This window comes from Streptomyces pratensis, from assembly GCF_037137275.1.
Taxonomy (GTDB): domain Bacteria; phylum Actinomycetota; class Actinomycetes; order Streptomycetales; family Streptomycetaceae; genus Streptomyces; species Streptomyces pratensis_B.
On sequence record NZ_JBBBEN010000093.1, the window covers coordinates 318,608 to 331,871 of the forward strand.

8 protein-coding genes are annotated in these 13,264 nt (G+C 74.7%); 2 read left to right on the forward strand and 6 right to left on the reverse strand.

What is annotated here, in order from left to right:
• The first annotated feature begins 229 nt into the window (after positions 1-229).
• The gene (locus tag V9U70_RS20815; protein WP_336677357.1) at positions 230-2,473 is read left to right on the forward strand and encodes a transglycosylase domain-containing protein; all 2,244 of its coding nucleotides are present in this window, start codon (positions 230-232) and stop codon (positions 2,471-2,473) included.
• Between the two features lie 96 nt (positions 2,474-2,569).
• Here the strand turns inward: V9U70_RS20815 and V9U70_RS20820 are convergent, their stop codons facing one another.
• From V9U70_RS20820 to V9U70_RS20830, 3 genes are all read right to left on the reverse strand, one after another.
• Positions 2,570-4,474 carry a SpoIIE family protein phosphatase gene (locus V9U70_RS20820; protein WP_336677359.1) on the reverse strand — a complete coding sequence of 635 codons (1,905 nt, stop codon included), beginning with the start codon at positions 4,472-4,474 and terminating at the stop codon, positions 2,570-2,572.
• Between the two features lie 385 nt (positions 4,475-4,859).
• Positions 4,860-5,546 (reverse strand): cytidylyl-2-hydroxypropylphosphonate hydrolase, encoded by a 687-nt coding sequence (gene fomD, locus V9U70_RS20825; protein WP_336677361.1) that lies wholly within the window; start codon positions 5,544-5,546, stop codon positions 4,860-4,862.
• Positions 5,547-5,626: 80 nt separating this feature from the next.
• The gene (locus tag V9U70_RS20830) at positions 5,627-7,045 is read right to left on the reverse strand and encodes a class II fumarate hydratase (RefSeq protein WP_336677537.1); all 1,419 of its coding nucleotides are present in this window, start codon (positions 7,043-7,045) and stop codon (positions 5,627-5,629) included.
• Positions 7,046-7,172: 127 nt separating this feature from the next.
• On the opposite strand from V9U70_RS20830, the gene V9U70_RS20835 reads away from it, so the two are divergent.
• A complete protein-coding gene (locus V9U70_RS20835; RefSeq protein ID WP_336677362.1) occupies positions 7,173-8,726 on the forward strand; it encodes a ricin-type beta-trefoil lectin domain protein in 1,554 nt (517 codons plus the stop codon).
• Positions 8,727-8,774: 48 nt separating this feature from the next.
• Here V9U70_RS20835 and V9U70_RS20840 read toward each other — a convergent pair whose 3' ends face one another.
• The 3 genes from V9U70_RS20840 to V9U70_RS20850 form a co-directional block, all read right to left on the reverse strand.
• Positions 8,775-11,573: a non-ribosomal peptide synthetase gene (locus tag V9U70_RS20840; RefSeq protein WP_336677364.1), complete on the reverse strand. Its 2,799-nt coding sequence runs from the start codon at positions 11,571-11,573 to the stop codon at positions 8,775-8,777.
• A 64-nt stretch (positions 11,574-11,637) separates the two neighbouring features.
• Positions 11,638-12,474: an SDR family oxidoreductase gene (locus tag V9U70_RS20845; RefSeq protein WP_336677365.1), complete on the reverse strand. Its 837-nt coding sequence runs from the start codon at positions 12,472-12,474 to the stop codon at positions 11,638-11,640.
• Positions 12,471-13,202: a thioesterase II family protein gene (locus V9U70_RS20850; protein ID WP_336677366.1), complete on the reverse strand. Its 732-nt coding sequence runs from the start codon at positions 13,200-13,202 to the stop codon at positions 12,471-12,473. The genes V9U70_RS20845 and V9U70_RS20850 overlap by 4 nt, the downstream gene beginning before the upstream one ends.
• Between the last annotated feature and the right edge of the window lie 62 nt (positions 13,203-13,264).

Genomic DNA, 13,264 nt, shown 5'->3' on the forward strand with positions numbered 1-13,264 from the left:
CGGTGCGGCCTGGGGCCGCGCTATCAATGTGATTTCACATTATCGGTTCTCGCAACCCTGTGCACCCCCGGGGAGTCGGTTCCTGAAGAGACAGGTGCTGATTGTCACGTCCGTAAAAGACCGGATCGCTCGGCATTTGTCCCTGCCGACGGTGTTAGCTGGCAGGTCTGAACGAACTGAGGAAAACCGAGCGGGGCCGGTCGAACAGAGAAGCGGGAGCAACACAGCCATGGGTCGAGCGGATGCGCGACGAGCTCAGGCGCGGGACACGCGCCAGGCGGGGAAGAGCGGTGGCATACGCAGGCTCTTCACGTGGAAGAAGCTGCTGGGCACGTTCTTCGGGATCATCCTGCTGGGGATGGGAGCCTTCGGCGCGCTCTACCTGTACGTCGACGTCCCCGAGGCCAACGCCATGGCGAAGCGGCAGAGCAACGTCTACCAGTACAGCGACGGCACGGTCCTCGCCCGGACGGGCAAGGGCGTCAACCGCCAGATCGTCAACCTGTCCGAGGTGCCCGAGAAGGTCCAGCACTCCTTCGTCGCCGCGGAGAACAAGACCTTCTACGACGACCAGGGCGTCGACCTGAAGGGCACGACCCGCGCTCTGTTCAACACCCTCAGCGGCAAGGGCAAGCAGGGCGGCTCGACCATCACGCAGCAGTACGTGAAGAACTACTACCTGACGCAGGACCCCACCGTGAGCCGCAAGCTCAAGGAACTGGTGATCGCGCTCAAGGTCGACCGGGACCGCTCCAAGGACGAGATCCTCGCCGGGTACATCAACACCGCCTACTACGGGCGCGGCGCCAGCGGCATCCAGGCCGCCGCGCAGGCCTACTACGGCGTCGACGCCAAGGAACTGAACGTCGCCCAGGGCGCGTACCTCGCCTCGCTGCTCCAGGCCCCCAGCCAGTACGACTGGGCCACGGCCACCGACACCGGCAAGCGCCTGGTCAAGGAGCGCTGGGCCTACACCCTGGACAACATGGTGGAGATGGGCTGGCTGGAGGAGTCCGAGAGGGCCGGCCTGGAGTTCCCCGTCCCGCAGAAGCCCAAGCCCGCCCAGGGCAGGGAGGGCCAGGCCGGCTATCTCGTCGAGGCGGCCAACAAGGAGCTGGAGAAGCAGGGCGTCACGGAGGCGGACCGGGAGGCCGGCGGCTGGACGTTCACCCTCACCGTCGACAAGAAGCGCCAGGACGAGCTGGAGAAGGCGGTGGACGCCCAACTGGAGTCCAAGCTCGACCGCGAGGGCGACGAGATCGACGCCACCGTCCAGGCGGGCGCGACCTCCGTCGATCCCGAGACCGGCGAGGTCGTCGCGCTGTACGGCGGCGAGGACTACGTCAAGCACTACTTCAGCAACGCCACCCGCCAGGACTACCAGCCCGCCTCCACCTTCAAGCCGCTGGTCCTCGCGGCCGCCCTGGAGAACGGGTCGACGACCCAGGACGGCAGCCTGATCGGGCTCAACACGGTCTACGACGGCACCAGCAGGCGCCCCGTCGTCGGCAGCGACACCCCGTTCGCCCCGCAGAACGAGGACGACCGCAGCTACGGGCCGATCTCCGTGCAGAAGGCGATGAACAGCTCGGTCAACTCCGTCTTCGCCCAGATGATCGTGGACGTGACGCCCGCCGCCGTGAAGGAGACCGCGCTCGCCGTCGGCGTACCGGACAAGAACTTCCCCGAGCGCCCCGCCGTCTCGCTCGGCACCATGAACGCCTCGACCTGGGACATGGCCGGCGTGTACGCCACGCTCGCCAACCACGGCCAGAAGGTCACCCCGCACATCCTCCGGTCCGCCGAGCACCGCGACCGCGTGATCGACCCGGACGAGCCCAAGCGGGAACAGGCCGTCAGCCGCGCCTCGGCCGACACCGTGACCCAGGCGCTCACCGGGGTCGTCGACGCCGGGTCCGGCCGCGCGGCCGACACCTCCGCCTACGACGCGGCCGGCAAGACCGGCACCGCGGAGGAGAACAAGTCGGCCTGGTTCGCCGGGTACACCCCCGAGCTGGCCACGGTCGTGGCCCTCTTCGGCGAGAAGGACGGCGGCGGCAAGCAGGTCTCCCTGACCGGCACCGCCAACTCCGGCCGCGCCAGCGGCGGAGGCTTCCCCGCCAGGATCTGGGCCGACTACACCCTGGGGGCCCTCGGCGGCGGCTCGGACGCCCGCTTCGACCTGGAGGACGTGGAGCGCGGCGAGGCGCCCGCGCCGCCGACCCCCTCGCAGACGCCGTCCGAGGAGCCGGCCCCGTCCCAGGCCCCCACCACCCCCTCCGAGGAGCCCTCCGAGACTCCGAGCGAGACGCCCAGCGAGACCCCCTCCTCCTCCTCGCCCCCGCCCTCGCCGTCGGCCACCACGCCGCCCGTCACCCCGCCCAGCAAGAGCCCGGAGCTGCCGCCGTCGCCCGACGACGACACCCAGCCGGGCGAACGTCCCGGCAGCAACGCGGCGGCCTCCGACCAGTGATCAGGGAGGCATGAGGCGGGGGCGGCGCCACGGCGCCGCCCCCGCCTCATATCCGTGGCGCGCCCCGGTTCGCTGCGTCCGCCGCCCGGGGCGCCCCTACAGCCCGCGCGTCGCCATCTCGAACCAGACCACCTTGCCGGTCGACAGCCGCACCGCGCCCCACCGCCGGGCCAGCCGGTTGACCAGGAACAGACCACGACCGCCCTCGTCCGTGTCCCGCGCCCGGCGCTGCCGGGGCAACTGCGGGGAGTCGTCGCCGACCTCGCAGCGCAGGATGTCGGTCCGCAGCAGCCGCAGCGTCACCGGCCGCTCCGCGTAGCGCACGGCGTTGGTGACGACCTCGCTGACCAGCAGCTCCGCCTCGTCGGCCAGCTCGTCCAGCCCCCAACGGCTCAGCGCCCGCCGGGCCAGCCGGCGGGCCCGGCCCGGGGCCGCGTCCTCCGGCTCCAGGTCCCAGTACGCCACATCGCTCGGGGCGACCCCGTCGAAGCGGGCGGCGAGCAGTGCGATGTCGTCGTCCCGGTCGCCCGGGCCGAGCATGTCCAGCACGTCGTCGCACAGCGCCTCCAGCGGCGGCGCGTGGTCCGGCCCGGTGAGCTGGGCGGTCGCCGCGAGGCGCTCCCGCAACTGCTCGATGCCCGTCCACACGTCCCGCAGCCGCGACTCGACCAGGCCGTCGGTGTAGAGGAGGAGCGTGGCGCCCGCGGGCGCGTCCAGCTCGACCGCCTCGAAGTCGACGCCGCCCACCCCGATCGGCGCACCCGGCGGGACCCGCAGCACCTCGGCCCGCCCGCCCAGGTGCAGCAGCACCGGCGGGGGGTGCCCGGCGTTGGCGATGGTGATCCGGTGCGCGACCGGGTCGTAGACCGCGTACAGGCAGGTCGCCATGCGGTCGCTGCCGAGCCGCTGCGCCTGCTCGTCCAGGTGGTGCAGCACCTCCTGCGGCGGCAGGTCGAGCCCGGCCAGGGTCTGCGCGGTGGTCCGCAGCTGGCCCATGATCGCCGCCGAGGTCATGGAGTGGCCCATGACGTCGCCCACGACCAGCGCCACCCGGCTGCCGGGCAGCGGGATCGCGTCGTACCAGTCACCGCCGACCCGGGCCGTCTCCGCGGCGGGGAGGTAGCGGGAGGCGAGCCGGACCCCGGTCGGCTGGGGCAGCGAGTCGGGCAGCATCGTGCGCTGGAGCTCGTCGGCGATGTAGGCCTCACGCCCGTACAGCACGGCCTTGTCGATGCCGAGCGCGGTGTGCGTCGCCAGTTGGGCCGCGACCAGCAGGTCACTGGCCTCGAACGGCGGACGCTCGGTGCCGCGCACGAAGACCGCCGCCCCGATGACCCGCCGCCTGCCGCGCAGCGGGGCGAGGATCGCCCGGTGCCCGGTGGGCACGCTGCGGCCGGGGCCGAGCAGCTCCGGCAGCGCGGCCCGCGCCGCCGCGGAGTCGCCGAAGACCGGCCGAACCCCGCGCAGCACCTCGGCCAGCGCGCCGCCCGTCTGCACCTCGCACAGCTCGGCGGCGGGCATCAGGTCGGCCTGCGGGTCGATGAGGAGCGGTCGCAGCCGCTCCGTCTCCGGCCCCGGCTCGCTGTCCTCCCCACTGATGCGCAGCCGGTCGCTGCGGCGCAGCCGCAGGACGAACGGGCTCACCGGACGCTCGTCGCCGACCGGCAGCGGGTCGCGCAGATACACCAGGATCGCGTCGGAGAACGTCGGCACGCTGGCCCGGCACAGGCCCAGGACGATCTCGTCCAGGTCTATGCCGCGGGCGATCCGCCGGGTCGCCGCGCCGACGAAGCGCAGCCGGTCGCCCTCGCGGCGGGTGGCCGCCTGCGCGTCGGCGACGGCGGCTGCCGCGGCCGCGGGGCCCGGGACGGATGCGGCGGCCGGGGCCGGGATCGCGGCAGCGGCCGCCGCCGCGGCGTCCTGCTGCCGGGGCCGGGTGCGCTCCTGCTGCCGGGCCGCGAGCGGCTGCCGGCCTTCGTGGGAGGTGGGATGCTCCGTCACGCGTGGGATTCCGTCCGTCCGGGCCGGTTGTATGAGGCAGTCACCTCGTGGGGCGCTACTGTGCCCCGGCAAGAGCGGTAAGAACAACGGCTGTCACCGGATGCCCCCGTACGAGGGGCCGAAACCGTGCGGCCGACAGTTGGCCGACCGACGACCCCCCGGGCGGCGGCCCCGTCGGCGGGGCGGCGAGCGGCCTGCACGTCTCCACCCCCTCGGTGTGGTTCCCACGACCGGGCGGAACGTCCGGGTCCGTGGCCCGTTCCCTCCGCACGACCGTTCCGATGACTTGTGATCAGGTCCGGTTCCGTGCCCGCCGGTTGCGGCGGCCCGCCCTCCGTGGGGCCGGTCCGACCGACCGGGCCGCCCGAAGGGTGCTCCCAGGGTCTCACGACGGCGTGGGCGCGGGGGTGCGGTCCCAGTCATCCGGCAGTGGCGGAACCCGCCAGCGCGGATCGGGCCGCCAGTGCTCCCAGCCGTCCCGGAACGGGGGGCCCCACGCCGTGATCAGCTCGACCGCCGCCAGGCCCGCCGCCCGCACCCGGGCGGCGGTCTCCCGGTCCATCAGGCCGACGCGCTGCGCCTGGGCGAACTCGTCCTCGTCGAGCCACCGCCAGCTCCGGTCGGGGTTCACCGAGATGTCGAGAAAGTGATCCTCGGAGTCCACTCCTCCGGACCACCGGGTGCGCGGCTCCTCCAGATTCACGTACCAGTTGCGAAAGAGCCACCCCCGGTCCCAGAACAGCCACACCGACCACGGGTCGCCGGGCCGGGCGAGCTTCAGCACCCCGGAGCCGAACCAGGTGGACCGGGCCGTGGTGCGCGGCGCGGTGTAACGGGTCGCCAGGGGCTCCGTGTGCACCTGGCCGCCGTCCGCCAGCACCGGCCGTACGCATTCGGTGCCGGACGCCATCCAGACGGCGAGCAGGTCGTCGGTGTCCTGGACGACGGTCACCGGGCGGCAGATGTGCAGGGGCGGCGCGCCGGCCGTCCGGTGGGCCTGGCCGTTGGCGCGGTAGCGCCAGAGGATCTGGTCCCCCGGCGCCCAGCGTGCGCGCTCTGACGTACCTGTCATGGAGGGATCTTACGGAGCCCCTCCGCCGCCCCGCTGCGACTCAGATCACCCGGTGGCCGCCGGGCGCTCCCGGCCGGGAGTCACGGCCGGGTCATCCGCAGCACGTCCAGGGCCTCGTCGAGCTGTTCCAGCGTCAGGTCGCCGCGGTCGACATAGCCCGAGGCCAGGACCGTCTCGCGGATCGTGGCCCCGTCCCGGAGGGACTTCTTGGCGACCTTGGCCGCCTCCTCGTAGCCGATGTACTTGTTGAGCGGGGTCACCACGGACGGGGAGGACTCGGCGTACGCGCGAGCGCGTTCGACGTCGGCGGTGATGCCGTCGACCGTACGGTCCGCGAGCAGCCGGGAGGCGTTGGCGAGCAGTCGTACGGACTCCAGCAGGTTCTTCGCGATGACCGGCAGCATCACGTTCAGCTCGAAGTTGCCCGCGGCGCCGGCCGCGGCGACCGTGGCGTCGTTCCCGGTGACCTGGGCGGCGACCATCAGGACCGCCTCGGGGATCACCGGGTTGACCTTGCCCGGCATGATCGAGGAGCCGGGCTGGAGGTCGGGGAGGGCGATCTCGGCGAGACCGGTGCGCGGGCCGGAGGCCATCCAGCGCAGGTCGTTGGAGATCTTGGTCAGTGAGACCGCGACGGTCCGGAGCTGGCCGGACGTCTCCACGAGCCCGTCCCGCGCGCCCTGCGCCTCGAAGTGGTCGCGGGCCTCGGTGAGCGGCAGCCCGGTGGCCCCGGCGACCTCGGCGATCACGGCGGCGGAGAAGCCGGGCGGAGTGTTGATGCCGGTGCCCACCGCCGTGCCGCCCAGCGGGAGTTCCGCGAGCCGGGGGAGCGAGGCGCGCAGCCGCTCCACGCCGTGGCGGACCTGGGCCGCGTAGCCGCCGAACTCCTGGCCGAGGGTGACCGGGGTGGCGTCCATCAGGTGGGTGCGGCCCGCCTTCACGACCTCCGCGAACTCGGCTGATTTCCGTCCCAGCGACTCTGCCAGACGGTCCAGCGCCGGGATCAGGTCGGCGGTGACGGCGGCGGTCGCCGCGATGTGGATGGAGGACGGGAAGACGTCGTTGGAGGACTGGGAGGCGTTCACGTGGTCGTTGGGGTGGACCTCGCGGCCCAGGCGCTCGGTGGCGAGGGTGGCGATCACCTCGTTGGCGTTCATGTTGGACGAGGTGCCGGACCCGGTCTGGAACACGTCCACCGGGAAGTGCTCGTCCCAGCGGCCCGACGCGACCTCGGCGGCCGCCTCCCGGATCGCCGAGGCGATGTCCGCGTCCAGCACCCCCAGCTCGGCGTTGACCTTGGCGGCCGCGCCCTTGATCCGGGCCAGCGCCTCGATGTGGGCCCGCTCCAGCCGCTGTCCGGAGACGGGGAAGTTCTCCACCGCCCGCTGGGTCTGCGCCCGCCACTTGGCGTGCGCGGGGACCCTCACCTCGCCCATCGAGTCGTGCTCGATCCGGAACCCGGCGTGGTCCGACGCGCTGCCCGGAGCGCTTCCCGGCATATCGGCCGACGTGTCAACCATGGTGTTTAAACCTCCCGCAAAAGATGAGCATGTGTCTTGTTCTCTGTATTCCCAAGTCGCCTACCAGCCAGTAAATACCGTGGGTAACCACTTACCGGGAGGCGCAATGAGGCGCACTGGCAACAGACTTCGAGGGCTCCGAAGCCTTCGCCGGCTCCGCTGTACGACCGCCGCCGCCGTCGCTCTCGCGGCGCTGCTCGGCGGTACGGCAGCCGCCGGACCCGCTCTCGCGGCGGAGCCGGGTACCAGCTCTATCGCATCCACCCCTCTCCCGCCCGCGCTGGAAGCCATCCGGGCCGCCGAGGCTGCCCAGCTGTACGGCAGCCCCGCCCAGCGGCCGCTCGACGACCGCAGGACCGGGCTGATCTCCCTCGGCGACAGCGAGATCTCCGGCGAGGGCGTCGGCGTCTACGACCCCGGCACCAACGGGCCGGACAACTGGTGCCACCGCTCGCCGGAGGCCGCGATCCACCGCACGGGCATCGCGGCGGACGTCACCTACAACGTCTCGTGCTCCGGCGCCCATACCGGAAACATCAAGATCGGCGGAAACCCGCAGTACGCCGACGAGCTGGTGCAGAGCGACAGCCTCGCGATCAAGGCGCGCAACACCCGGATCAAGATGATCGTCCTGGTCGCCGGGGCCAACGACGACCTCCAGTTCGGGCCGGTCATGACCGACTGCGTGGTGCGCTACCTCTCCCTCCAGGGCCCCTGCGAGCCGAAGTACGCGGGCGGCTGGCAGGCCCGCGTCGACGCGCTGGTCCCCAAGGTGGAGCAGACGGTGCGCGACCTGCGCACCGTCATGGCGGACGCCGGATACGCCGCCGACGACTACCGGCTCGTCCTGATGGGGTACCCGAGCCCGATCGGCCCGGACTTCAGGGACAACCCGAACTTCCCCGGCAAGCTGGTCTGCGGCGGCCTCGGCTACGACTCCGACACCGCCTGGGGCCGCAACACCGCCGTACCGGCCTTCGAGGCCGGCATGCGCAGGGCGGCCGCCTCCACCGGCGCCGCCTACCTCGACGCCTCACGGCTCTTCCACGGCCATGAGGTGTGCAGCGAGAGCCCCTGGGCACGCGGGCTCTTCATCGACCTGAGCAAGCCCGGCCTGCCCGACGAGAACTCGGTGCGGCAGTCCTTCCACCCCAACGCGGCCGGCCACCGGGCCTTCGCCTCCTGCCTCACCCAGATGTACGACTCCGGTCTGCGGGAGGCCGGCTGCGCCGACCCGGCGAGCACGGGAGAGCCGGTCCTCCAGCGTGCCGCCTGGGACGACCTGTTCGTCCCGCTGAGGAACGGGGCCACCGGCGCCTGCCTGGACGTCCCGGCCTCGGTGACCCGCAACGGCACCGGCATCGGCGGCTGGGACTGCCACGGCGGCCGCAACCAGGACTGGTGGCACGACGCGGGCACGCGGACGGTGCGCACCGCGCTGAGCCACGACCGCTGCCTGGACGTGCCGGAGGCGGAGTACCGCCCCGGCGCCGCGCTGATCGTGTGGGACTGCTCGGGCGCCGCCCACCAGACGTTCGTCCGGCAGGCGGACACCCTGCGCCCGGCCGCCGCGACGGGCCTGTGCCTGACGCTTGCGGGGGCCAGGGACCCGCTGACGCTCCAGACGTGCGACGGCAGCGCGAAGCAGCGCTTCGTGTGAGCGCGGGGCGCGGGGACGGCCGCCGCACCGGGCCGCCCCCGCGCCCCGTCACGCCCCGGACGCCGGGGCGCTGCCCGAGGAGGCCGCGTCCGGGGGCACGGCCAGCGCCTCGGACAGGGCCCCCAGCGTCGGGGTCAGATACAGCTGGCGCAGGGGGACGCCCGGCAGCCCGCGTTCCCGCGCGAGCGCGGCGATACGGATCGCGTACAGCGAATTGCCGCCCAGGTCCCAGAAGTCGTCCTCCGGCCCGACCGCCTCGACGCCCAGCACCTCTTGCCAGATGGCGGCGAGAGCGGCGGCGGGGCCCGCGGGGCCAGGGCTCAGGGAGGCCGGGACGGCCGGGTCCGCGGGCCCGCCGGTCCCTGCCGCCTTCCGGAGCGTCGCGGCCGTCGGGGGCGTCCGCGGAGGGCGCGGCTCACCGGGCGCGGGCAGCCGCGCCGGGTCCAGCTTGCCGTTGGCGGTGAGGGGGAGGGCCGGCAGCGCGGTCACCGTGGTGGGCGCCATGTGCGGGGGCAGCAGCCGCGCCGCCCGCTCCCGCACGGGACCGGTGTCCTCACCCGCGCCCGGGGCCGGGACCACATAGGCGTCGATCCGCACGGACGCCGCGTCCCCGTCGCCACCGGTCACCGTGACCGCCGCCGCCGCGACCGCCGGGTCCTCCAGCAGGACGTGCCGGATCTCGCCCGGCTCCACCCGGAAGCCCCGCACCTTCACCTGGTCGTCGATCCGGCCCAGATGCTCCAGGCTCCCGTCGGGCAGCAGCCGTCCCAGATCGCCGCTGCGGTACAGCCGTCCCGGCCCCCGCGGGTCCGGGACGAAACGCGCGGCGGTCAGCTCGGGACGGTGCAGATAGCCCAGCGCCACACCCGCCCCGCCCACCACGATCTCGCCCGGCGCGCCGGGGGGCACGGGCCGGCCGTGCGCGTCCACGACCCGGACCGACCAGCCGGGCAGCGGCCGCCCCACCGAGCGGGAGCCGGACAGCGCCTGACCGCGGGTCACCGCCCCGGCCGTGACATGGACCGTGGTCTCGGTGATCCCGTACATGTTGACCAGCCGGCAGCGGTCCTCCGGATGCCGGTCGAACCAGTCCAGCAGCGGGCGGGCGTCCAGCGGTTCGCCGCCCAGCACGACCAGCCGCACCGCGAGGGCGGACCCCCGCGCGGCCTCCGCCCGGTCGGCCGCCGCGAGCTGCGTGAACGCGGACGGGGTCTGGCTCAGCACGCTGACCCGCTCCCGTACCAGCAGCGCGCGGAAGTCCTCCGGCGAGCGGGCGGTCCAGTGGTCCACGACCACCAGCCGCCCGCCCGTCAGCAGCGGGCCCCAGATCTCCCACACCGAGAAGTCGAACGCCGCCGAGTGGAAGCACGTCCACGTGTCGCCGGGGCCGAGGCCGAAGTCGCCGCGGGTGGCCTCGACCAGAGCGACGACGTTGGCGTGCGGGACCAGGACGCCCTTGGGCCGGCCGGTCGAGCCCGAGGTGTGGATCACGTACGCGGGAGCGGAGGGGGACGCGGCCTCTTCCGCCGGGCGGGGCGGGTGGCCGGTGAGGCGGGCCGGGTCCTCGACGGTCAGCCGCACCCCCGCGTCCCGCGCGGTCCGCTCCCGCAGCTCCGCCGGATGCTCCGGGTCCAGCGGTACGTAGGCCGCGCCCGCCCGCAGCACGGCGAGCATCGCCGCCACCAGGTCCGCGGAGCGGGGCAGGCAGAGGCCGACGAGGTCGCCGGGGCGGACCCCCAGGGCGTACAGCCCGTCGGCCAGCTCCCGCGCGCGGTCGTCGAGCCGGGCGTAGCTGAGCGTGGCGTCCCCGCAGGTGAGCGCGGGGGCGTCCGGGCGGGCGGCGGCCTGTTCCGCGAAGAGCGCCTCGATCCGGCGCGGGGCGGTCGGCGCGGCCGGAGCCGTGGTGCCGAGAGCCAGTCGGGCCGCGCGCTGGGCCGCGTCCAGCGGATCGAGCGCGGACAGCGGGGTGGTGGGCGAAACGTCCGCCAGCCGCGCCCGCACCCGCTCGACCTGGCCCACCGGCACGGGGACCGCGCCCGGGTCGGGCGGCAGGGCGGTCAGCGGCCCGACGGCGCCGGTGAGGTACGTCCGCGCGTACGGCGGACGCGGGCACGGGTGCGCCGTGACTCCGTCCTCCCCGTCCGCCGGGCCCCGGTCCACCAGCCCCAGCGGGGGCGGGCCGTCGCCGACCGGCGGGCGGAGCGGGGTGGCGAGGAGCTCGCCGACCGTCCGGCCGGGGGAGAGGTCCGCCGCGAACACCGCGTACCCGTCGAGCGCTCCCAGCGCGTACGGGGGCCGGCCCAGTGCCGGCACGGGAACGGCGACCCGCACCGAGGCCGCGCCCTCGTACCGTCCGACGGTCACCGCCAGGGCCGCGGCCCACCGCCGCGCCGCGCCCCCCGCCCCCAGGTCCGGCGGGAGCGGCCCGTCGAGCGGCGTCACCGCGTCCGGGGCCAGCTCACCGCGCAGGACGCGGGCGACCAGCCACAGGGAGCGGGCGTCCAGCGCGTCCCCGTCCGCGGTCAGGACCAGGTCGCCGACGCCTTCCTGCCGCTCGCCGTCGGCGGTCGCCACCGGCCCGCCCCCCTTCGGCCGCTCGCCGCCCGTGTACCGCAGCAGCACGGCGCGCAGCCGGTGGCCCGGAGCGAGCGGGCGGCCGGTCTCGACCGCCCGGCGCCGGGCGGCCGCGGCGGACCCGGGCGGGGCGGGCACGTCCTGCGTCCACAGCCGGGGGCGGCGCCTCGCGGGCCACCACAGCCCGGCCGCGGCCGTGAGAGCGGCGGCGAGCGCGGGAGCCGACGCGGCCGGCGGCAGACGGACCGTCAGCGCGTGGTGGGACGGTGGCACGGGGGCGTCTCCTCGGGTCGCGCGGGCGGGGAAGGCGGGCGTCGGTGCGGCGGGCGCGGGGGCGTCAGCGGGCGGTGAAGCCGCCGTCCACGGTGACCACGCTGCCGGTCACCTGCCGGGACTCGTCCGAGGCCAGCCAGAGCGCGGCGTCCGCCACGTCCCCCGGCTCCACCAGCGTGTTCATCGGCTGGTCCCGGACGAAGGACTCCTCGTGCCCGGCCACCGGCACCTCCAGCGAGCGGGCGATCTCCGCCAGCATCCGGCCCTCCATGGCCCCGTCGTCCCGCACCGACCCCGGGCACACCGCGTTGACCCGGACCCTGCGGGGCGCGTAGTCCAGGGCCACGGCCTTCGTCAGGCCGACCAGACCGTGCTTCGCCGCCACGTACCCCGCGAAGTGGCGGTATCCCACCAGCCCCGCCGTCGAGGCGATGTTGACGATGGAGCCGGACCCCTGCGCGACCATCCGGCCGCCCACCGCGCGAATCGCCCGCCAGGCCCCGCCCAGGTCCACGTCGATCATCAACTGCCACGCGTCCTCGTCGATCTCGTGCGCCGGGCGGCCCGAAGGCGCGGCGATCCCGGCGTTGTTGACCAGGACGTCGATCCGGCCGAAGCGCTCCTCGGCCTCGTCCGCCGCCGCCTCCAGCGCGGCCAGGTCCCGCACGTCGGCCCGCCGGGTCAGTACCGCGGCGCCGGACTCCCGGCAGAGCCGGGCGGTGTGCGCGAGCTGCGAGGCGGAACCGAGCGGATACGGCACCCCCGGCAGGTCCCCCGCCACGTCCAGCAGGACCAGGTCCGCTCCCTCGCGGGCGAACGTCACGGCGCAGGCCCGGCCCAGCCCCCGCGCCGCACCCGTGATCAGCGCCGTACGCCCGGCGAGCCGCCCGCCGCCGGTCATCGGCCCCGGGCCGCGCGCGTCTCGGCGGCCACCAGCCCCAGCAGCGCCCCCGGCCGCTCGGTGAGGTACATGTGTCCGCCCGCCAGTTCGGCCACGCTCAGCCCGCCCGTGGTCGCCCGCTCCCACTCGGCTGCCTGCGCCGCCCCGACCAGGGTGTCGTCCCGCCCCCGGACCGAGAGGACGGGCATCGCCAACCGCCGGTCGGTGGAGGGGACGTACGTCTCGTGCAGCAGCACGTCCGCCCGCAGCACCGGCAGCAGCAGCTCCCGCATCTGCGGGTCCTCCAGCGCCGGATGGCCGTACCCGGCGAAGGCCCGCACCCGGGCGGCGAACTCCTCGTCCGGGAGCCCGGCCGCCCGGTCCGTGCGCTGAGTCCACGGGCCGGGCGCGCCGCTGACGACGAGGGCGGCAGGCCGGGAACGGGCGGCCGACCGCTCGATCCGGTGCGCCAGTTCGTACGCGAGCACCGCGCCCATGCTGTGCCCGAACAGCACGAGGCGGCCGCCCCCGGGCCCCTCCCCGAGCGCCGTCGCCACCTGCGCGTACGCGTCCTCGACCGCGGGGCCCGCCGAGGTGTACGCGGGCTCGGGGAACCGCTTCTCGCGGCCCGGCAGGGAGACCGGGAGGACGCGCAGACCCTCGGGAGCCAGCTCCTGCCAGGGTGCGAAGAAGGAGGGGCCGGCCCCGGCGAAGGGCAGGCAGACGAGGACGGTCTCTTCTTCGGCCACGGTCGTTCCCGCTCTCTCCCCCGCCGGCCCCCGCGCCCGTCCGTGGAGCGCGGGGAGCCGGC